Here is a 22,921-nt window from a genome sequence, read left to right as displayed (position 1 = left end):
CAAGGAATGCAGACTAATAAATTAGTCTGTCACCTCAATTCCGTTAGCATCCTGAGCGTCGCTCCATTTCTGGTTCCACTCTTTCATAATGTCATCAAACTTCTTGTCTCCCTTAGCTGCGCTCTCAATGATAGCCTGAATCTTATCATTACCAGAGTTGTTGATATTAAGCTCTGACTCTGAGTTCATGTCGTTAAGATAATCTTCCTCACCTTTAACTGCTGGCTCATCTTCTACAAGTGAAACATTGTCAAATGCAAGTTTTGTTTCTGTGCTTCCTGCAACAACTGGAAGACCACCTTCGTTGTAGCAGTATCCTGACTTCTCTGTAAGCCATTTAACAAAGATCATTGCTGCTTCTTTCTCATCGTCTGTTGCATTTACATTGATACCATAGCTGTAATCAGCTCCTGATGATGCATACTGTTTTCCGTCAATTGAGATTGGGAACGGCATATATCCGATATCATCACCATGTTTTCCTGCTGCTGCCATCTGTGGATAAGCCCATGAACCAAGTACCATACATCCGATCTTTCCATCGTTGATCTTAACTTTGCAGCCTTCCCAGTCAGTTGTTGAGTAATCTTCTTCTGTAAGACCTTTGTTTACTGCATCATATAAGATCTTATATACTGAATAAGCATGTGTATCATCACCATAATCCTTGAATGGATCTTTTGTATGAACAAGTTTCTGGTTCATATATGTATTGTCACCTGTTGCATTGATTCCGATATAAGCATCCCATTCACCCATTGTCCAGCCTGCTGCATAGTTTGTATAAAGAGGAGTAGCATCTGTCTTATCTTTAATCTTCTGTAATGCATCGATGAATTCTTCAGGTGTCTTTGGAATCTCTTTAATTCCTGCCTCTTTAAATACTTTCTTGTTGTAAACAATACCCTGTGTAGTTGCAAGTGAAGCCACACCGTAAACCTCTCCGTCATACTCCCATGTATTTGAGTAATTTACCAGTTTCTTCATATCATCAAGTTTTCCGTATGAAATGAAGTATGTACTCAGATCAGATTTATCAATTGATGGGATTCCCATGATCGTTTCATAATCACCTGACTGAAGATGTGTAAGTGCATCATCTGCATAGTTTGTATCTGTCTTGATCTTAACTGTGATATTAGGATACATTTTATTGAAATCAGCAAGATACTGTTTCCATGTTGTTCCATTGTATTTATCTGAGTCAAGATCTGTTCTGTTATTAAACATTGTGATCGTTGTTTTAAGATCTTTTCCTGTCTCTCCAAGTTTTACGCTTTCATATGTAATAGCGCCCTTCTCATTTGATGATGAACTGCTGTCCTTAGAAGATGATGAATCTTTTTTAGAACCACATCCTGCCATACTACCTACTACAAGTGCTCCAGTAACGGCTACCGCCAGTGCTTTTTTTAATCTCATATTTTTTTCCTCCATTAAAATATTTTAGTTTTTCTTTAATTTCTTTTAACCTCTCGTTTAGGTTAAATTAACTATATAACATCATGTTTATTTAGTCATCACCCAATCTTGTTTTTTATCACTTAATCTTGCATTTTTTATCTTTTTGAACATTTTTCATAAATTAAGCATACAATTTTTGTGCAGTTTTTACAATGTATTTTATCACTTTATAAGTTAATCTCACTATGTTACTCTTTCGATTTCACTATTATAAGCCTTTATTATTGATTTTTTTAAGAAAACATCTTATATTATATTTAAGTAAAATATTAATAAAATTATAAGGAGAAAACTAAAATGGTCAATGTTTTTAAAGATAAAATAGATGCCGGCACAGATAGTATAAATGCAATAACTTCTTTCACTGATTCTTTTCATTATATCAGCGATACTTTCAGCAACAACGAAGATATGACAAAGCTTTTGGCAAAATCGTACTTTCATTTTACGGCTGATAATTACCTTAATTTTTCAGGTATACAATATTGTTCTATTATCTATATACAAAAGGGTAATATCAGTATTGCCTGTAACGGACATCTGTTTAGCCTTGAAAAAGGCAGTATAGCTATAATCCCGTCTGAAATCTCCTTTAAATTGCATACTACATCCACAGACTCATATGGATATTTTCTTATTTTAAATGGAAAATCAATTAATTTTTACTTAAATAAGCTTAATATCAAAGAAATATACGCACAAAAATTAAATCCATCCTCAAACATTGGCGAACTCACTGAAAGTATATATAAGCACGCTGAAAATGACGCAGAACTTATCATGATATATTATTCAAATAAATTAAACGAAATATTTTACGAATTATGCAGACTAGCCGAAAACAATAATGAGTACAATACAGATAAGCATATCCCATCATATATAAAAGAAATAAAAAAATTATTTGACACTGAATATCACAAGGACTATTCTCTTGATTTTTTTGAGGAATTTTTTAATAAAAATAAATACAGGATAAGCCGTGAATTTTCTTCTGCTTACAGCATCCCGCCTTTTCAATATCTGAATAAAGTCCGTATAAACGAAGCCAAAAAGCTGCTGCTCAATTCAGAACTCAATATAAGAGAGATTGGTTATGAAGTCGGCATAAAAAACACTAACCATTTTATAAACCTATTTAAAAAAGAAACAGGTACAACTCCGCTTTCATTCCGCAAAGATGCACCTGATTTCCTTAAAAATAACTGATATTTATTTTAATTTGCATAAGGTATACTTTTACCTATTGTTTTAACGCTCTCACGCTCTATTATCTTACCCTGTATAGAAAACACACCTGCAGAGTACAATGCGTTCTGCATTTTGTGAAGCATAATGTGAACAGCTCTTTTAGCCATCTCACCTATATTTATCTCATATGTCGTTATTCCTATATCTGCTTCCTGGTCGTATTCAAAATTGTCAAAGCCAACAACCGAAACATCGTCAGGAACTGAGTATCCTGCTTCTTCAAGCTTTCTTATAATAAGGCTTGCTGCTTTATCACAGTTACAGAAAAATGCAGTAGGAACTTCGTCAGGCAAAATAAATTGTTTATCATAATCCATTTTTCCATATATACTGTCTCGGTCATCTATGAGCCAGTCTTCCCTATACATAATGCCTCTCTCCATAAGAGCCTTAAGATAACCAAAAAATCTGTCATCAATACTTGGTGTCATAAGTCTTGTACCTACAAAACCAATCTTTTTGTGTCCTCTGTCAAGAAGATAATTTGTCATGTTGTATCCGCCATAAAGGTTGTTGCTTACAACATAATCTCCGGATTCATCACCTGTTGTCGTATCAAAATAAAGAACCGGGAAATCCTTTGTCCAGCCGATAATAGATTCCATGTACCTTTTTCCAAAAGCACCCATTACGATTATCCCATCAACTTTGTTTTCCGAGAGAAGTATAGGCATAACACAACCATTCTCCTGCGAATACTCAACAATCTCAATCATGGTAAAACACCTTTTTTTGATTGCCCGCTGCGATATCTCCTGATATATGTTCCAATAAAAAGACTGTTTCTCTACAATATATCTCTCTGCAACGATAACGCCAAGATTAAAGCTTCTACTAGTCTCTTTTTCCTTGTTTTGTACTCTTTTGACATAACCCATTTCGTCAGCAAGTGTAACTATCCGCTCTCTCAATTCATCGCTCATACCCTTCTGACCTGATAAAGCCTTTGAGACCGTAACTGTACTAACACCAATTTTTGCGGCAATATCAGATAATTTTACTGCTTTTGCCATATTTCTTTCCTCCAATTGCTATGATTTTACTTTAAGTCCTTCCATAACGCCTCCGAGCAAATATGATGATACATATGCAACAGATGAGCCTCCAAATATCAATATTACAGCCGCAAATCTTGATATTACTTCTGGCAGAAAGAAAAACAAAACCGGTATACAGATATTTACTGCAAGAACAAGTATGCTCAATGGAAGATTGCAGACCACGAGCTTTAAAGCTGCAATAAAATAACCCTTTATCGTATTCTCAAATATGGCAGCAAGTTCAAATGTATATATAAAAACCATTACTCCAAGAACAAGTAATGTAACACATCCCCCGTACATAACAGCACTTAATCCTCCAGCAGCTTTATGTAAAAGATACATGTCAAATACAAGAATCCCGAAAAACAGCCAACATGCAAGTGATAAGAACATTCCATTCTTAAAATTTTCCTTAAATGCTTTAATATAGGTCCTTACGATGCCTTCCTCTGTATCTGAACGCATCTTCTCGATTACAGTAAACAATGCAACAGTTGACGGACCTATAGTTACCAGAAAAATACTCGTGAGCAGCCAGATTATATTCAAAACTGCAAGATCACATATCTTTGTAAGTATTCGTGCTATCTTATTATCAGGATTTAAAATTTCTTTCATATCTGCAGCCATTTTCATGCCTCCTCTGTAAGCACATGAACATATTAACTTTTACTTAAAAAATACCATAATTTAAGTAACCTGTCAACAATTCACGAATCAACTACCTATCTTTTCTATATGGAATAACTCCGCCTGAAAATCTCCCCAAGGTCTTTTAATGATAAAACCGCCGTTCATAAGAGCATCAGCATCATATACTTTTCCGTCTAGCTTATACTTTGCATCAACATCAAGACCTTTAAGCTTAACTCTTCTGCTGTGCATATTTGCCTGTGCGATAACCTGAACAAATACAAGCACTGCCTCCTTTTTGTCTTTTGATACTATCTCATAACAGTCAAAATAATGATTTGTCTGGTATGAAGCTATACGGTAATAGTCACCACTCTGGATAAGTGGACAATATTTTTTGTAGGTCTCAACCTGTGAAGCTATCATGTCTTTATCTTCATCAGGTATCTTTGTCACATCAAGTTCATAGCCGAAAGTTCCAGCCATGGCTACTATTCCCCTCGTTTTAAACGGAGTAACCCTTCCGACTGTATGATTAGGGCAGTCAGAAACATGTGCTCCTATAACTGAAAGCGGATACATAAGTGCTGTGCTTTCCTGAATCGCAAGTCTTTCTATTGCATCAGTGTCATCAGAGCACCATATCTGTGGACTGAAATAGAGCATTCCCGGATCAAATCTCGCACCACCGCTTGAACAGTTTTCAAGAAGAAGATATGGAAATTCTTTTAAAAGTCTTCCCTGAAGCTCATAGACTGCAAGTGTATGTCTGTGCATTATCTCACCCTGTCTGTCATCATCAAGAACACAGCTTCCTATATCAGTAAGCGGACGGTTCATATCCCACTTTACATACTCAATATTTGCTGAGCGCAGAACAGAAGCAACCGATTCATAAACATAATCTATAACTTCCCTTCGGCTAAGGTCAAGCACAAGCTGGTTCCTGACCTGTCCAGGCTCTCTTCCCTCAATATGTAAAGCCCAGTCAGGATGCTTTTTATAAAGCTCAGATTCCGGTGATATCATCTCCGGCTCAAACCATATTCCAAACTTCATTCCAAGAGAATTTACATTATCGACCAGCTTTTTCAAGCCACCCTTTAACTTGTTCTCATTTACAAACCAGTCACCGAGACTTGTCTTATCATCATTTCTGTTTCCAAACCAGCCGTCATCCATAACAAGCATCTCTATTCCATGTTTTGATGCTTCTTTTGCGATATTGAACAGCTTTTCTTCATCAAAGTTAAAATATGTGCCTTCCCAGTTGTTTATAAGTACAGGTCTTTCACTGTAAACCCATGATTTTCTTATAAGATGTTCTCTATACAGGTCATGGAATGTAGAAGTCATTTTATCAAGACCGGCATCAGAATATACCATAACAACCTCAGGTGCAGTAAACTTATCCGAAGCCTCAAGTTTCCAGCAGAATCCATTTGGATTTATTCCCATTGCAAAGCGCTGTGAATCAAACTGACTTTTTTCTACAAATGAGACAAAATTTCCTGAATATACAAAATTCATCGCATAAACATCACCTGTCTCCTGTGTCGCACCTTCTGACACAACAGCCATAAACGGATGCTCCTGATGGCTTGATATTCCTCTTGATGACTCGACACTGTGATATCCAAATCCCACTCTCTGTCTGTCAATCCTTCTCTCTCTCGCCCATGAACCGCGAAGTGTTATATACTCATGTGGTTCATATCCAAGTTCAAGACACGCAGATAAGACTTTCTCAAGATATAATGGTTTATCTCCGTAATTTGATACAACAACGCTTCTTGTGACAGCATCATTTCCCTCAAAAACAGAATATCTAAGTTCAACCTGTAGTTTTAAAACATCATCTTTTAATATGATGCACAATGTCTGGGCATCATCACCGAATGTAGAAGGAAGTCCCTCAAGTTCAGGTTTTCCATCAATGATCTTATATGAGTCGTAAAAAAGCTCCACGCCATATTTTCCGATGTTCTGAGAAACTTCTATACAGCTCTGTCTGAAATCTCCCATGCCCGATGTAGGATATTCCATAGGAATCCTGTCAAGGAATGATGATTTCTCACCTTTGTTCATATGAATATCTGAAAGATACTCCTCGTCCATATCGAGCAGATATGCAAGATGCGTACCTGCAAGTTTCTTTCCATAATAAATATGCACAAGATATTTTTCATCTACTATTCCCATTACATAACTTGTATTTTCAGTGTCAATTTTAAATATTTTCTCTTTCTCGTCAAAGATTATCATAGCAATCTCCTTCTTATTTTTGTTATATTATACTAAATCTGCCTTGATATCTTCAAGTTTTTTCTCAGCATCTTCGATACTCTCACCCTTTACGCCATAGTAGAATTTAATCTTAGGTTCTGTTCCTGAAGGGCGTACACAGCACCATGCATTATTTTCAAGCTCATAATATAATACATTTGATTTTGGAAGTCCTGTCGGAGTTTTCTCGCCCGTAACCATATCTTTAACTTCATCTGTAAGATAATCGCGCATTTTAAGTACCTTAAAACCACCCATGACTGCTGCCGGATTTTCTCTTTTTTCACGCATCATATTTTCAATCTGCTCAGCACCGTCTATACCTTTCTTAGTAATAGTAGAAAGCCCCTCTTTATAATAGCCGTACTCTTTGTACATATCCTGCATCGCATCGCAGAGTGTCATACCTTTAAGTTTGTAATATGCTGCAACCTCACAGAGCATCATAACAGCGACACACGCATCTTTATCTCTCGCATATGTTCCGGCAAGACAGCCATAACTTTCTTCCATACCAAATATATATTCATATGTATTATTCTGCTCAAAAAGTTTTATCTGCTCTCCGATAAACTTAAATCCTGTAAGCACCTCAATGAGTTTAACATTATATTTCTGTGCTATGGCTTTGAGCATATCCGTTGTAACGATAGTCTCAACTATAGCTGCATTTTCAGGAAGTTCACCCTTTTCCTTCTTTTCTCTCAATATATACTCTGCAATAAGTGCACCAGACATATTTCCTGTAAAGCTTATATACTCTCCTGTCTTTTCATCCTTAGCATAAACTCCAAGTCTGTCTGCATCCGGGTCTGTGGCAAGAACGATATCTGCATCCTTTTCTTTTGCAAGTTCAAGTGCAAGTGTCCACGCCTTGCTGTCCTCAGGGTTAGGATAAGCAACTGTCGGGAAGTTTCCGTCCGGTTTTTCCTGTTCTTCTACAACATATACATTTTCAAATCCAAGTTCCTTTAAAACTCTTCTTACCGGAATGTTTCCTGTTCCATGAAGCGGAGTATAAACTATCTTTATATTCTTTGCTACTTTTGTGATTGCCTCAGGATGAATGTTCTGTTTTTTAAGTTCAGCAATGTATGCGTCATCTATATCTTTTCCTATTACTTTTATAAATCCATCTGAAACTGCTTTGTCATAAGACATAGTCTTCATCTGTTCGTAGTCATTAACCTTGGCAACTTCTGCGAGGATATTCTTGTCGTGAGGTGGAGTTATCTGTGCACCATCCTCCCAATATACTTTATATCCATTATATTCTCTTGGATTATGACTTGCAGTTATCACGATACCTGCTATACATCCAAGTTTTCTTACTGAAAATGAAAGTTCAGGTGTCGGTCTTAATGACTCAAATAGATATACCTTTATTCCATTTGCACTAAGGCATGTAGCTGCTTCCTTTGCAAACTCAGGAGACATTATCCTTGAATCAAAAGCTATCGCAACTCCCTTGTCCTGACCGTTCTGACTTATGATATAATTTGCAAGTCCCTGCGTAGCCTGTCTTACAGTGTATATGTTCATCCTGTTTGTTCCTGCACCGATAACGCCTCTGAGTCCGCCTGTTCCAAACTCAAGTCTGCGGTAAAATCTGTCTTTTATCTCTTCCTCGTCATCTTTTATCGCAAGAAGCTCTTTTTTTGTTTCCTCGTCAAAATACTCATCTGTACACCATTTTTCATATTCTTTTTTAAAATCCATTTCTTCCCCCGTTTCCGCAAAATATGACATAAATCTATTTTGCTTTTTGTGTTGTAAAGCTGCTTTTTTAAGCACCTTAAAAATGTTTGTTCTTACTGATTTTAATTCATTTACTAACGTCTGAATTTACTTAAATTTTCTCATACTATTGCTTAATTGTCAAGATATTTAAGTAATTTTTAACCAATTTTATTTACTTGTCACAGCTTTAAACAAATACAAACAAATGCCATATAAGCTATCGTTGCACATGCTTATATGGCATTTAAAAAGTATAGGAAATTTTTATATAGTCAGACAGATTTATTATCTGTCATAACCAGCTTTATGATATATTATTTTAGTTGTTCTTCTTAGACTTGATGACCACACCAACACCAATTGCTGCCACAACAACAACTGCTATAACAATCGGTACAACCGGTGCTCCTGAGCCGTCACTCTCTGATGATGAATCTGAAGCTGAACTTGAAGCACTGCTGCTGTCTGCCGCCTGTGTAGGTTCAGGTGTTGCTTCTACTGCATCAGGATTATCATAGTTGAATCCTGAAACTGTAAATGTAATTTCTACATTTTCATCAGTAGTACCTTTAAGTAATTCATATCCATTGTCAGCACTCTCTGAAAGGCCATCTGCCTGAAGCTGCTTAACAAGTTCAGGACGCCAGTGGTTCATAAGAAGGATAACCATTCCACCCTGTAAATATGGATCCTGATCCTCTGGAAATCCCTCATCAAAAGAAGCTACTTCTTTACCATCTACCTTTGCTTTTACATTTGTAAATTTAATCTTGTCATTCAACGGGATATCTGTAGCAATGTGAAGCTGCGAAATAGCTGTCTCACCCTGGAAATCCGCACCATCGAGTTTCAATGTATATGTACCGTTTCCTGCTATCTCTACATCAGTAAATGTTCCCGTTGCCGTTGTCTCCTGCTGCGTAGACTCATCTGTATACACAAGTTTATCTGCTTTATCTGTTTTATAGTATTTATTCTGTTTATTCTCATAATATCCAAGATGGTTGTACCAAAGTTTTGTTGCTGTCTGGATACCCATTGTCGCATGATATTTTCCATCAAGGTCAAGTTTTTTCTTTTTTGCTGCATCTGCCTGTACACCTGTTGCGAGTGTAAGCGTCATAGCACCTGCAAGAGCCATTGCTACCATCTTTTTAAAATTCTTTGTCAATCTCATTTTTAACCTCTTTTCTTTACTAAATGAATATTATTTAACTGTTACCTTTACACCTTTGCCTGCAAATAATTTCTTATATGCCGCTTTCTTACTCTTCGGAGCTTTTACAATACACTTAGCTGATACGCCTTTAACAGCATTTTTTCCAACACTTGTAAGTGATGTATTTGCTGAAAGGTCAATAGTTCCAAGCTTAGCACATCCATTAAATGCCTTATCACCGATTTTTGTAACATTCTTGCCAATCTTTACGCTTGTAAGTTTTTTATTTCCTGCAAAAGCTGATGCTTTTATTTCTGTTACTTTATATGAATAATCTCCAATTGTAACAGAACCAGGTACAGTAATCTTTGCTGCTGTTTTCTTACCTGTGACAAGTGTGACAGTTCCTGTCTTCTTATCAGATTTTGTTACGACATATGAATTTCCTGATACAGTCTTTTTTGTACCAACTGCTGCTGCCGGAGAAAAATCAATAATATCAGGTTCTTCACTAGGAGTCTCACCCTTGTTATAATTAAATCCTGATACAGTAAATGTCACTGAGATATTTTCCTTGCCTGTACCATTAAGCCAGTTATATCCATTTTCCGCATCTTCCTTAACACCCTTTTCCTCAAGAAGTGATATAAGCTTTGGTCTCCAATGATTTGCAAGAACTATAACAACACCATCTTCATTATATTTCTCCGCTTCATAAAACGGACTGTCGAATGTCACGATATCTTTGTCATTTACAGTAACCTTGATATCAGTGAAATTTATCTTATCATTTTTGTCTTTTCCCGGAATATCAGTTGCTATATGAAGCTGTGATATCGATGTTTCTCCCTGGAAATCTGCATCTGTAAGAGATACTGTGTATGTACCATTTCCCTCAATATCAACATCATTGAAAGTGCCATCAGTAGTGTCATCTCCGCTAATAAGCTTTGCATACTTATCAGTTCCATATGTATCGTTATTTTCCTTGCCGAAATACGCAAAACGATTATACCATTTTTCATTTGAAGTCTGAATTCCAAGTGCTGCATGATACTTTCCATTTAAGTTAAGCTCTGTATTTGCTGCTTTGGCTTTCTGTGTGGAACCTCCAATTCCAAATCCCGAAATAACAAGTGCCCCTGCAAGCATTCCTGTCATAACTGTTTTTAACCTTTTGTTTTTCATTATAATCTCTCCTTTATTTTTTATTTTATTATTTGATAAAGCATTACTGCTTAAACGCTCACTTTATTTTACATTTGTGCCGCTTTTTTTAACAAGCTTTTTATTAGCTGCTGCATCTTTTCCTGTTACCTTAATAGATTTTGCTCCCTTAAATGCATTTTTTCCAATCGATGTAAGTTTTGCATTAAATTTAACACTTTCAAGATTTTTACATCCATCAAATGCACTTTTATCTACAACCTTTACATTTTTTCCAAATGTAATCTTTTTAGCTTTTACATTTTTAGCCGCATTTGCCGTAACTTTTGTGATTTTGTATGTAACTCTGTTCTTAGTTATATCATCCGGAATGGTAAGTGCATCTTTTTTCTTTCCTGATGTACTGATACCTGCAACTTCTACTGTATCCATTCCTGTAACTTTATACTTAAATGCACCTTCCGATATGATGGTTCCAGTCTTTTCCGGCATATTCTTTGCATAAGTGAATGTAACTTCTATCGTTTTTAACTTGTCCCACTTATCAGGGTCTATTACGGATACCTTTTTATTTGTAAGTTTTTTATCAAAACTTCTCGCACTTGGATTATCCTTTACTGAGGCCCACGGATTTACAATGTTCATTCTTGTATCAGTTCCATTGTCTGATGTTGTGTATCCCTGTTCAAATTTAACATCCTCACCGTTTATCTTAATATTATCCAATCTCAGATAATAACCCGGAAATAATTTTTCACCGTCTGCCACTTCAAAATCTGCAAACTGTATTTTATTACTGTAACCATCCTGAAGTTTGGTAAAATCCATGCCAACCGTATACTGACCAGCTCCGGTAATTTTGGCCGTCTTCATTTCTATCGGTGAATAATCCTTTCCATCATGCCAGAATGTATATGTATTTCCTTCCGATGAAAACATCATATATGCTTCTGATGTTTTTGCCGCATGGGCTTTCTTTCCTGCCACCGCCATAGGTGCTGTAAGAACTGCAAATGATAAAACTGCTGCCAAAACTTTTTTAAATGATTTTCTCATAAAACTCCTCCTTTAAATTAACTTTCTCATTTACTATGCTTAAAATTTTATAACATTTTCTTTAATTTAACTACCCTAAAAATACAAATGCATTTGCATATAATTTTAGATAATTTTTAGTGAAAATAGCATATTTTTTAGTGCATATTGCACACACAGCAAACAAAAAGGCTGTCGCATCAAGCATAATCTATACAATATGTAACTGTTAATAACAGTTGCATATTGTACGAATAACGCTTCGTGCAACAGCCTTTCCTTTCATATAATAAATAAAACTTAATTTTTAATTAATTTTACTTTATATCATGCATATTGACAAGACCGTATATCGTATTAGTCAAAGTATCTATATCTATCGGTTTGCTTATATGTGCATTCATTTTTGCTTCAAGACACTTCTTTACATCTTCCATAAATGCATTTGCTGTCATCGCAACAATAGGAATGTTATCTGTATAATCTGTTCCTATATCCCTGATGGTTCTCGATGCGGTAAGCCCGTCCATCTCAGGCATCATGATATCCATGAGAATTATATCATATCTGTCATCTTTTCCGGCTTTACACGCATCTTTAACTTTTTGAACAGCATCGACACCATTGTAAGCAGTAGTGACGACTGCCTTTGCATCCTCAAGCAAAAACTTTGCTATCTCCATATTCAGTTCATTGTCTTCGACCAAAAGAACCTTTACTCCGTTTATATTTTTTCCTTCTACCTTATCATCCTCGTGTGACTGCACTTCATCTTCACATATCTCAAAAGGGATCTGAAATCTGAAAGTAGAACCCTCGCCAAGTTTACTTTCAACATCGATAACGCCATTCATAAGTTCAACAAGCTCTTTTGTGATAGCCATGCCAAGTCCTGTTCCATGATAATCAGTTCCAGCATCGGTATGTTCCCTTGAAAACGGTTCAAATATATGTTTTATGTATTCCTCACTCATTCCAACTCCCGTATCTTTTACAGTAAAGCAATACATCGAATGATTTTTATCTATAGGCACTTCACTAAGCCACAATTCCATTGTGCCGTTTTTCTTATTATATTTTACGGCATTTGACAATATATTGAGCGAAATTCTCTGTATATGAAGCGGACTTCCTATAACATTTTTATGCCGTATGTTAAAATGTGCACCCTCCACTCTTACATCATTTTCCATAGCCATCGTCAATATTGACTCATATCCACTTGTAATAAGTTCACATATATCAAATTTTTCTCTTGTAAGCTCCGTCTTTCCACTTTCAAGCCTGCTCATATCAAGCACATCATTTATGAGCATCTCAAGCTGTCTACCCGCATCATTTATCTTTGCAAGTGCATTTAACACTTTTTCTTTTTTATCAATACACTTACCTGCTATTTTTGCCATTCCAAGTATACCGTTCATAGGAGTCCTTATATCATGTGACATCCTCGCAAGAAACTCCGTTTTTGCAACATTCGCCCTCTTAGCTTCCTCATATGCTTTTGCAAGAAGTGTCTGTGATTCAAGTTCCTTTCTTTTCTCCTCATCTATCTTCTGTATACCGATAAGCACCTGTAAAACTTTGCCGTTGCTGTTCTTACTTATCGGGAGTGCAGTAATCCTGCACCATCCAAGTATCGTATCTACAAATTCTTCCGAGACACTCTTCTCTTTTTCAAGCTGCAAGGCAAGTCTCTCAAGATTATAGAACTTGCGCATTATCTCACGGTAATCTTCTGCAACACACTGATTTATAACATTTTCTATAGCTTTTGTCGCATTATACTCAGCTTCCTGTGCCGGTTTAAATAAGATATCATCCTGATTTATCACACGCACCGTGTTTCTCTCTATATCATACGCCCATACAACATTGTAAATGCTGCTAAACGCATCTATAACAGAATACTGTTCTTTGAGCATGCGCTTATGTTTTTCCTCTTTAAGCTGTATATAAGTGACATCCTGATGATAGCCTTTTAGCTTTACTCCATTTTTAAAACTTCTGTCGCATACACCGCCACATCTTACATATCTCTTTCCAAGCTTTGGATGGTTCCACGCATATGTACATTCTGACTTGCCATTTTGTATCATATTATCTACAGACGCCATCGCAGCCTCAAGATAGTCTTTATCAATCCTGCTGTTCCATTCTCTGTACCTGTACTGCGGAGTATCATCATCACTAAGCCCCAATAGCATATTCATTGTTTTATCTGCATACATGCATGGCTCTGCATCGTCAGGTATTTCTATAGACCATATACCAACACCCGCATTATATAAAGTATCTTCTATATCCCCATAATCCATTATATGAGCACTTTCTGAAATCTGTCTCTTCTCTTCTGTCATATACATTCTCCTTAATATAAACACTTAACGATCATTTTTCATCTATAAGTGGTCTGATAACTGCAAGTACCAAAACAAGCCCTGCCGCAGTGACAACTGCTGCCACCATAAATACAGCATTTACACCATTCTTTATATATGTTGTATTTGTTGGATCTGATGCTGTGCAGGCATTATATGCAACTGCAAAAACTGCTGCCGAAATAGTCTGTGCAAGTGAATTTGCAAAGTTTACAAGAGATGTTCCAACGCCCATATCATGCGGTTCTAATGTTGCCTGTGCCGTAGGTGTGATAGACACCGCCCTGAAACTCTCAGCAATACCGGTAATCGTAAGTGCAGCAAAATATAACATGATAGATGTTGACGGCGTGGTAAAAGCCATCATCGCCATAGGGACAGCCACAAACGCAGTTCCAACAACCATTGCTTTCCATGCATTTGCCGCTCTTTTCCCTACCCATGCCCCTGCTATCGTTGGAAGTACTATAGTAAGAATCGTTCTAGGCATCTGCAATGCCCCAGTAAGGCTTGTAGATGCTTTCATAACCTGCAATGCACCTATAGGTGCATAGACATTCATCGCATTCTGATAAAAATAGCATATAAAACCTATAACAAGCAGTACAGTATACTTTTTATTCTTAAATAAATACATAGGTATAAGCGGTTCATCTGTTTTATTTTCGATTTTCACAAACATGAACAGTGCTATCATACCGATGATAAACCCTGCTATGATAACCGGATGAGCAAATCCCATAGATGAACCAAAGTTAAGTGCAAGCAATATACCACAAAGAGCGATGACGAGCGTTATGATTCCAGGTATATCGAGCTTTACACTCGCCTCATTCTTCTGATTCGGAAGATTAAGCCCTATGAGAAGGACTCCGGCTATAAGCGGTATGGCAGGCATTATTATAGCTGCCTGAAGCATTCCCATATCCGTAAGCACTCCGGCTAATATACTTCCTCCAAAACCTCCGACTGCTATTGATGTCGCAAGCATTCCCATAGCTTTTGGAACTTTTTTTCTCTCATTTATCAGTCCGGTGATAATATAAGGAGCAGCAGTAAAAGCTCCCTGTGCAAGACTTATGAGAAGTCTTAACACCATAAGCGGCACGAGCGAACGCACAAATGCAAATGCTATCCCACATACCGCACATATGATTCCCGGTATCACAACTATATTCCTGCGTCCGATAAGATCTCCGAGTTTGCCGCCTATAGGTGTCATGATAGATAAGCCAAGTGCGGAAAATATAGAAAATAACCCGACATATCCCATCGCATTTACGCTTTCAAGTATAGGTGATGTAAGTGTCGCAAAGACAAGTCCGTACATCGCTACGGAAAGCATCATACATATACAGCCCGCCTGCACGCATTTTCTTTTATTTTCAGGAAGCGGTATCGCCGCCTGCATATTCTGTGTATCAGCCATTTTTATCTCCTTGTGATCGTTGTGATTTTAGTTCTGCCTGAACTTTTTATCTTATTCTATTTACCATCATATTCTATTTATGCTTTGCAAGCCATGAGACAGCACAATGTGCAAGACACGCAGCTCCTACAGGGCATACATCCTCATTAAATCTTACTTTTGGATGATGTGCCGGATACTCACCACGCTCATCCATATATCCTGCTGACAGATACATAAATGTACTTGGGACTTTCTGTGCTATGACCGCAAAATCTTCAGATGCACTTGCCGATACATCAGGATATGGAGTAAGCCCCGGTATGCCTGTCTCTTGCATAAATCCAACAATTTCCTCTGTCATCTCAGAATCACAGATAAGCGGAGGGACTTCAGATATCATCTCGATCTGTGCTGTTCCATTGTAAACTTCTGCTGTTTTTTGTGCCACTTCTTTCATTCTCCTGACAAGCTTCTCTCTCGCCTCATTGTCATTTGTACGGATAGTTCCCTGTAAAACAGCTTCCTCGGGAATTATATTCGCCGCTGTCCCAGCCTTAAACTGACCTATCGTAAGCACACATGCCTTTGAAGGATCACTTTCTCTTGCTATAAGTTCCTGCAATGCAAGATGAACATGTACACCTATATTTATCGGATCAACGCCGACATGAGGGTATGCACCATGAGAACCTTTTCCCTTTATCGTAATCTTAAATCCATCCACTGAATACATCATCGTGTCTTTTGAGTTATACATAAACAATCCGACAGGCATCTTACCGGGTGACACATGATAAGCAAGTGCTGCATCGACTTTCGGATTTTCCAGTATACCATTTTCGATCATATTTTTACTTCCCTCAAAAGTTTCCTCTGCCGGCTGGAACATAAACTTAACTGTTCCCTCAAGCATGTCCTCATTTTCTTTTAACATCTTTGCCGCTGTAAGGAGCATGGCAGCATGAAAATCATGACCACAGGTATGTGCCTCTTTTCCTGTTGGACATGCAAATTCCTCACCGCTTTGTTCAGCCATAGGAAGTGCGTCCATATCTGCACGAAGCAACAAAACCTTTCCCTCTTTTTTTCCTAAAACAGCCGTGACTCCATAGCCACAGTCTTTTGGTTCAAGTCCGTACTCTTTAAGTTTTTCCATAACGAATGCTTTAGTCTTTGGTATATCAAGACCTGTCTCTGCATTTTTATGAATATATCTTCTGTTTTCTATCGTCTCGTTTTTAAGTTCCAATGCACGTTTATAAAAATACATTTTTGTCCTCCTTTTAGGTCATCCCCGACTTTAGTGCGGATATTTTTTATTTAGTATATTTTACCAAAGCAGACATAAAAATACAAGAAATACAAAAAAGTCAGTACATAAAGGTGTAACGTTTAGTCATTTGTGCAAATTTTACAATTAGTTTCTGTTTTACACCAATAACTAAACTACACGCTTTAAATACTGACTGACAAATAACTTAATACCGTTATTTATATAAAAAATTTCATTACATTCTGTTCTTTCTATATGATCCTATGCCATTCCGTTAGCCATCTTATATTTATATAGCATTTCCGCATGATTCTGTTCTTCTATCTGGATATCTGCCATAAGTTTCCTAAGTGCAGCATTTGCAAAACGGAATACTTTTGAATTGTACTCTGATGAAACCATTTTCTCTGTTCCGATACAGTCCGTAACCAAAAAGCAGTCTGTCTTTTTATCCTCGCTGTTATCTGCCTGTGTATATGTCACTGACGGCTCATAGTCTTTTCCGTTATCATCATTACAGTTACATTCTGGTACTTCTCCTTCAAGAACTTTTCCAAGTGTGTCATAATGTTTCTGTTCAAGTTTCTCAATCTTTCCAAAGAGATTTTTAAGTTCCATATCACACGCCTGCTCCTTATATCTGCGGTATTTCTCCACACAGCTTTTCTCCTGAGTCTGCAGTTCCCTGATAACATCCATTTCTTTCTGTTCTAAAAACATTTGAAGCCCTCCTGTTAATCTTTTAATTTTTATTTCGCTCCAAAATAGTGTGTTCAAACATAAAGAAATATATTCACAATTTTTTTGTAATAAATTTCACGAAAAAACAGACTAAATAAAAATCTGTATTTATGTTCAGTCTGTTTTTCTCAGTCTTTTGACTGTATGACTATCAGTATACCACTGTCAAAGGATATCTCTGCCATATCACTATCATCTGCAAACTCATTGCTCACAGTCCTGCTGCTGCCGATAGCAATGTCTTCACCTGCAAGTCCATACTTCAATCCCGATAGTTTTAAATTTTCTACTCTTTCCGTATATGGATAAAATGAAATGTATTTATTCCATATATCATCTTTGTATAAAACTGTTGACCTGTCTATCATACATATCTTGTTATACCTGTCTACAATATATGTTTCAACATTTTGTTTTACTGATTTCAACAATATACCGATATTAGCAAGCAGATGGTCTATTCTTCCACCGGTAGCACCAAGTATGACAACAAGCGAAGGCTTATTTTCTAGTACAAAATCTAGTACAAGTTCCGTATCTGTCGCATCTTTTTGTTCAGGGTACTTTACAAACTGTGCATCGATTGAATTTTGAATTTTCTTATCAATATATAAACTAAGCACTTCTGACGAAACACTGTCAAAATCACCCATAAAAAAATCCACCTTTAAACCCAGCTTATACGCAGTATCAAGGCCTGAATCCGCACATACCACAGTGTCAAAACTATTATTACCAACATAATTTTTTGCAAAATTCATATCAGTTTTTCCACCACTGATAATCAATGTCTTTCCAAACTTATTCATAACTATTCTGCACTTTCCTGTTCTGCTGCCAATGTCTGACTTTTTTTTGCAAGAATCTCCATTCTGCGTTCCTGTTCTCTCTCCTGTACCTCTTTCTGTTTTTTTAACATTTCTCTCTGAATATCATATATGTATTTTATAAGCCTTTTATCAGCCTGCTGAAAAACACATCCGTAAGAATAAGCATACTTACTTCCTTTAGTATTTATCTCGCTTTTTCTTACAACCTGTGCTCTTGATTTCAGCTCACCTAAAGGTGACGGAATATTAAAAAACAATGCATCATCTATATTCAGCAATGTATTCAGGCATATGTTTATTCCTGTTTCACTGACATCTTTTACAACTCCCTGCACAAACTCAGGTACAGGTGTTTTATAACTTGAAAAATCAGGGTCATCCGGTTCTGGAGAAGGCATCTTTGAAATTCTTAAACCTGTGGTTTCATTTATATAAAATCCAAACATTGTCTCCACATCCAATGTAACTCTATATGCATTTCTCCTGTTAAATGATTTTCCCTTATCAGCAATTTCAAAGAAATGTATCAAAACACCATCAAGCTTGGCGATACCTGCCTTGCAGTTTTCCCATTCCCACATTGTTTCTTTATCTCTGTACATAATACTTATATTATCCTCAGGCATAAATTTAAATGCCCGACCATTTGCAGCGATAAGCGTAACACATAATTTCTTTTCATTAACATACTCAGCTTTGCTGGTAAGTCTGTATCTGTACCCTTCCCTATCTACATATATTTCAACTGTTCTACCCAAAGGAATAGCCTCAAGAAGCAATTTATATTTCCTCCTTTAATTTCATTATATTATCATTAATATTTCCACTAAATACGGCAGTTCCGGCAACAAGCCAATCTGCCCCGCTTGCGGATATTTTTTTTGCATTATCCACATTCACTCCACCGTCTATCTCAATAAGAAAATCTAATCTTCTGCTTTTTCTTATATCGTCCAATTTCTTTATTTTTTCAAAGGAATCCAAAATAAATTTTTGTCCTCCAAATCCCGGATATACGCTCATAACCAAAACCATGTCAACCATATCCAAGACATTTTCAATCTTTTCAATTTCAGTATCAGGATTTATAGCTACCGCACATTTCATATTCTGCTCTTTAATCTTTCTTAAAGTAGCCTCTAAATCCTTGCATGCCTCGATATGCACTGTAATCCCGTCAGCTCCACACTCTGCAAGTTTTTCTATATATCGTATTGGCTCACTTATCATTAAATGCACATCAAAAAACATATCCGTTATCTTTCTTATTGATTTGATAACAGGCATACCAAACGATATCGATGGTACAAAAACTCCATCCATTACATCTATATGAAGAAGCTCTATATCATTTTCTTCAAGTTCGTGTATCTGCTCACCAAGCCTGCAAAAGTCCGCTGACAATATTGATGGCGCTAGTTTACTAATTCTATCCTCCATTATATAATGTTCCTCCTGTGCTTAATATTTTCTTTTACTACTTATCTCATCAAAAAACTGCTTATAGTTATCATACCGTCCTTTAGGGATTTTTCCCTCATCAAGTGCAATCTTAACACTACACTGCGGCTCATGTATATGAACACACCCTAAAAATTTGCAGGTATTTTTATACTCCTCAAATTCAGGGTAAAAATCTCTTAGTTCCTCTTTTTCCATCTCGGGCAGACCAAGAGATGTAAAACCAGGTGTATCCATGATATAAACGCCATCACCAAGCGAGAACAACTCAGAATGTCTTGTAGTATGTTTTCCTCTTTTTATTTTTTCACTTATCTCACCTATTGCCATATCTGCCTTTGGAAATAGTGTATTTATCAGTGACGATTTACCGACACCTGATGGCCCTGCCAGTACAGAAGTTTTTCCTTTAAGACATTCTCCAAACTCTTTTATTCCCTCTCCTGTGACTGTACTGGTCATAAATATCCTGCTGCCGCATTTGCGATAGTTGTCAGCAAGTTCTAAAAGATACTGTTTATCCGCATCATCCTTCTTATTAAAACATATCACCGTAGAAATTCCCTGTGTCTGCATCATCAGCAAAAATCTGTCGAGCAGATTGAGATTCGGTTTTGGGACTGATGCGGAAAATATCACGATTGCCTGATCAACATTTGCCACGGCAGGTCTTATTATAGAGTTTTTTCTCGGAAGTATATTTTCTATACTTCCAAGCCGCTTCTGTTCATCAAGAATTTCAACTTCAACATTGTCTCCAACTAAAGGCTTAACTTTTTTATTTCTGAATATTCCTTTTGCCTTACACTCTACAACACCGAGCGAATCTATATGAACATAATAAAAACCACCAATTCCTCTGATTATCTTTCCCTGCATTACTGCCTAACCTTTTTAAATTCTACATTGTACGAATTACCTGTTGCAACATCTCCCTTGTACAAAGTTACTGTACCATTATTTTCACTCCATCCCTTAATTGAAAACTTCTTTGGAAAATCATCATAGGAGAGTGTTCCTTTATATACGGTTTTTGACTTTCCATCCTGTTCAAGAACAAGTTTTATAACTTCCGGCTCATCCTCCTCATAGTCAAATGGGTTTCCGCTTACGGTAACACTTCCCTCGTAACTATATGTTGGTTCAGGTGTAGGCTTTGGTGTAGGTGTCGGATTTGCTTTTTTCGGTCCCATACTTACCGTGTAATCCACAACCGTTCCGACAGGTATTTTAGTTCCCGCCTCAATAGCCTGACCCACTACAAGTCCCTTTGCATATTTATCAGAATATATATAAGAAACATTTGTTGTATTTCCAGTAAGTCCTCTTGCCGTAAGTCTGTCAAGTGCAACTGCCTCCTTTATTCCAACAATATTAGGCATTATCACATTATCACTCTCAGGCCCTTTACTGACAATAAGTTTTACTGATGAACCCGATTTTACGCTTGACCCAACAACAGGATCAGTTCCACACACAAGACCTTCGTCAACAGTATCACTATACTGTGCTACAGTAGATGAAACAGAAAGTCCAAGACTCTCAAGTTTTCTTATAGCGTCATCTTTTGTATACTTTACAAGATCCGGTATAGTAACGCCACTACTTCCCTTGCTATATTTTATCGTAACGCGTGAATATTCCTCAACACTGCTTCCAGCCTCAGGATCCTGCTCTAACACGGTATTTGGTGTCTCATCTGATTCAACAGGTAAAAGTCTCCATTTAAGTTTCTTTTCCCCAAGCATCTCCTGTGCCTCTTCAAGAGTGCGATTTTTAATGTCAGGTACATCAACCATTCCTGCTTTAGGTGTTTCTGTTACATCAGGTGTCTCCTCTACCGGAACCTCTGTGGCAACAGAAGTGACATTGTTATCCTCCTTTATACTTTTTCCCCACCAGCCACAGACTTTACCGATTATAAGAAATATAACAATGATTATAACTGCTGCAACAACGATACTGCACACCTTTAATATCTTTTCCAATTTAGGATCTATAGCATCATCTGACTGTTCTTCGTCCTGCTGATCTTCCTGTTGTTCTTCCGGTGTATATCTTCCTTTTGCCGCATCTTTTATATTGTTTACATCATCACTTGAAAATTTTATGGTAGGTGAAAAATCATCTTCATCATCTACAATATTTACATAATCTCCATCAGGCTCAGACAAAGATCTCTTCAGATCAGAGATAAGTGCAGCCGATGACATATATCTCATATCAGGTTTTTTCTGCATACACTTCTGAACAATTTTTGAAAGACTCAATGGTATAGTCGGATCAAGTTCTTCAAGAGGTACTGCCTCATCCTGAATATGTGCGAGTGCAACTGTAACTGTACTCTCCCCCTCAAATGGCACCTTGCCTGAGAGCATCTCATACAATGTAACACCAAGCGAATAGATATCGCTTTTCTCATCACTATATCCACCTCTTGCCTGCTCAGGACTGATATAATGTACAGAACCCATGGCATTTGATGTTATGGTATTTGATGTAGCTGCTTTTGCTATTCCAAAATCTGTTACTTTTACTTTTCCTTCCTTGGATATGATTATATTCTGTGGTTTTATATCTCTGTGGATAATATGATTATTATGTGCTGCCTCCATTCCCTGAGCAATCTGTATTCCTATTCCTACAGCCTCTTTTACATCAAGTCTGCCCTTCTTTTCAATAAATTTTTTAAGAGTTATACCCTCGACAAGTTCCATTACTATATAATAAAGACCATTATCCTCTCCAACATCATACACATTTACAATATTTGGATGTGACAGACCTGCTACTGACTGAGCTTCTCCCCTGAATTTCGCCACAAATTTAGCATCGCTGCTATATTCCTGTTTTAAAACTTTTATCGCAACATATCTATTCAAACGATGACACTTTGCCTTATAGACATCTGCCATTCCACCCGAACCCACTCTGTCGATAATTTCATATCTGTCACTAATCATCATTCCGGGATTAATCATACTTTCCTCCATTCTGCCCTATGGCGACTTTCTCATTTAAAATCTTTTTGTTCAATAACATTTAC

General features: G+C 36.9%; 18 protein-coding genes. 1 reads left to right on the top strand and 17 read right to left on the bottom strand.

From position 1 onward, the window contains the following. Window positions 1–21: 21 nt before the first annotated feature. Window positions 22–1,422 carry an ABC transporter substrate-binding protein gene (locus KQI69_RS08955; RefSeq protein WP_216565039.1) on the bottom strand — a complete coding sequence of 467 codons (1,401 nt, stop codon included), beginning with the start codon at window positions 1,420–1,422 and terminating at the stop codon, window positions 22–24. 339 nt (window positions 1,423–1,761) lie between these two features. On the opposite strand from KQI69_RS08955, the gene KQI69_RS08950 reads away from it, so the two are divergent. Further along, entirely contained in the window at window positions 1,762–2,673 is a 912-nt protein-coding gene (locus KQI69_RS08950; protein WP_216565038.1) for an AraC family transcriptional regulator, read from the top strand. Window positions 2,674–2,681: 8 nt separating this feature from the next. Here the strand turns inward: KQI69_RS08950 and KQI69_RS08945 are convergent, their stop codons facing one another. From KQI69_RS08945 to pknB, 16 genes are all read right to left on the bottom strand, one after another. Beyond that, window positions 2,682–3,728 (bottom strand): LacI family DNA-binding transcriptional regulator, encoded by a 1,047-nt coding sequence (locus KQI69_RS08945; protein WP_216565037.1) that lies wholly within the window; start codon window positions 3,726–3,728, stop codon window positions 2,682–2,684. Between the two features lie 18 nt (window positions 3,729–3,746). Then, window positions 3,747–4,388, bottom strand: a complete 642-nt coding sequence (locus KQI69_RS08940) for a YesL family protein (RefSeq protein ID WP_216565036.1) — start codon at window positions 4,386–4,388, stop codon at window positions 3,747–3,749. A gap of 87 nt (window positions 4,389–4,475) precedes the next feature. After that, window positions 4,476–6,656: an alpha-galactosidase gene (locus tag KQI69_RS08935; protein ID WP_216565035.1), complete on the bottom strand. Its 2,181-nt coding sequence runs from the start codon at window positions 6,654–6,656 to the stop codon at window positions 4,476–4,478. 27 nt (window positions 6,657–6,683) lie between these two features. Then, window positions 6,684–8,396 carry a phospho-sugar mutase gene (locus KQI69_RS08930; RefSeq protein WP_216565034.1) on the bottom strand — a complete coding sequence of 571 codons (1,713 nt, stop codon included), beginning with the start codon at window positions 8,394–8,396 and terminating at the stop codon, window positions 6,684–6,686. Window positions 8,397–8,736: 340 nt separating this feature from the next. Next, window positions 8,737–9,594: a hypothetical protein gene (locus tag KQI69_RS08925; protein WP_216565033.1), complete on the bottom strand. Its 858-nt coding sequence runs from the start codon at window positions 9,592–9,594 to the stop codon at window positions 8,737–8,739. Window positions 9,595–9,624: 30 nt separating this feature from the next. After that, window positions 9,625–10,764, bottom strand: a complete 1,140-nt coding sequence (locus tag KQI69_RS08920) for a leucine-rich repeat protein (protein ID WP_216565032.1) — start codon at window positions 10,762–10,764, stop codon at window positions 9,625–9,627. 63 nt (window positions 10,765–10,827) lie between these two features. Continuing rightward, window positions 10,828–11,799, bottom strand: coding sequence for a leucine-rich repeat protein (locus KQI69_RS08915; RefSeq protein ID WP_216565031.1), 972 nt, complete (start codon window positions 11,797–11,799; stop codon window positions 10,828–10,830). 296 nt (window positions 11,800–12,095) lie between these two features. Next, window positions 12,096–14,138, bottom strand: a complete 2,043-nt coding sequence (locus tag KQI69_RS08910) for an ATP-binding protein (RefSeq protein WP_216565030.1) — start codon at window positions 14,136–14,138, stop codon at window positions 12,096–12,098. Window positions 14,139–14,169: 31 nt separating this feature from the next. Further along, the gene (locus KQI69_RS08905) at window positions 14,170–15,588 is read right to left on the bottom strand and encodes an MFS transporter (RefSeq protein ID WP_216565029.1); all 1,419 of its coding nucleotides are present in this window, start codon (window positions 15,586–15,588) and stop codon (window positions 14,170–14,172) included. 73 nt (window positions 15,589–15,661) lie between these two features. Then, window positions 15,662–16,840 (bottom strand): M20 family metallopeptidase, encoded by a 1,179-nt coding sequence (locus tag KQI69_RS08900; protein ID WP_216565028.1) that lies wholly within the window; start codon window positions 16,838–16,840, stop codon window positions 15,662–15,664. A gap of 264 nt (window positions 16,841–17,104) precedes the next feature. Next, window positions 17,105–17,563 carry a ferritin-like domain-containing protein gene (locus tag KQI69_RS08895; protein WP_216565027.1) on the bottom strand — a complete coding sequence of 153 codons (459 nt, stop codon included), beginning with the start codon at window positions 17,561–17,563 and terminating at the stop codon, window positions 17,105–17,107. A gap of 149 nt (window positions 17,564–17,712) precedes the next feature. Continuing rightward, window positions 17,713–18,393, bottom strand: coding sequence for a thiamine diphosphokinase (locus KQI69_RS08890; protein ID WP_216565026.1), 681 nt, complete (start codon window positions 18,391–18,393; stop codon window positions 17,713–17,715). 2 nt (window positions 18,394–18,395) lie between these two features. Next, window positions 18,396–19,172: a PilZ domain-containing protein gene (locus KQI69_RS08885; RefSeq protein ID WP_216565025.1), complete on the bottom strand. Its 777-nt coding sequence runs from the start codon at window positions 19,170–19,172 to the stop codon at window positions 18,396–18,398. A gap of 22 nt (window positions 19,173–19,194) precedes the next feature. Then, window positions 19,195–19,842 carry a ribulose-phosphate 3-epimerase gene (rpe, locus tag KQI69_RS08880; RefSeq protein ID WP_371818803.1) on the bottom strand — a complete coding sequence of 216 codons (648 nt, stop codon included), beginning with the start codon at window positions 19,840–19,842 and terminating at the stop codon, window positions 19,195–19,197. A 33-nt stretch (window positions 19,843–19,875) separates the two neighbouring features. Continuing rightward, window positions 19,876–20,754 carry a ribosome small subunit-dependent GTPase A gene (gene rsgA / locus KQI69_RS08875; RefSeq protein WP_216565023.1) on the bottom strand — a complete coding sequence of 293 codons (879 nt, stop codon included), beginning with the start codon at window positions 20,752–20,754 and terminating at the stop codon, window positions 19,876–19,878. Further along, window positions 20,754–22,856, bottom strand: coding sequence for a Stk1 family PASTA domain-containing Ser/Thr kinase (gene pknB, locus KQI69_RS08870; RefSeq protein ID WP_216565022.1), 2,103 nt, complete (start codon window positions 22,854–22,856; stop codon window positions 20,754–20,756). Before pknB ends, rsgA begins: the two co-directional genes overlap by 1 nt. Between the last annotated feature and the right edge of the window lie 65 nt (window positions 22,857–22,921).

The organism is Eubacterium sp. MSJ-13, assembly GCF_018918235.1.
GTDB lineage: Bacteria > Bacillota > Clostridia > Lachnospirales > Lachnospiraceae > Butyribacter.
Note: the sequence above shows the minus strand (reverse complement) of the source record. Positions and strands in the feature narration are given on the sequence as shown.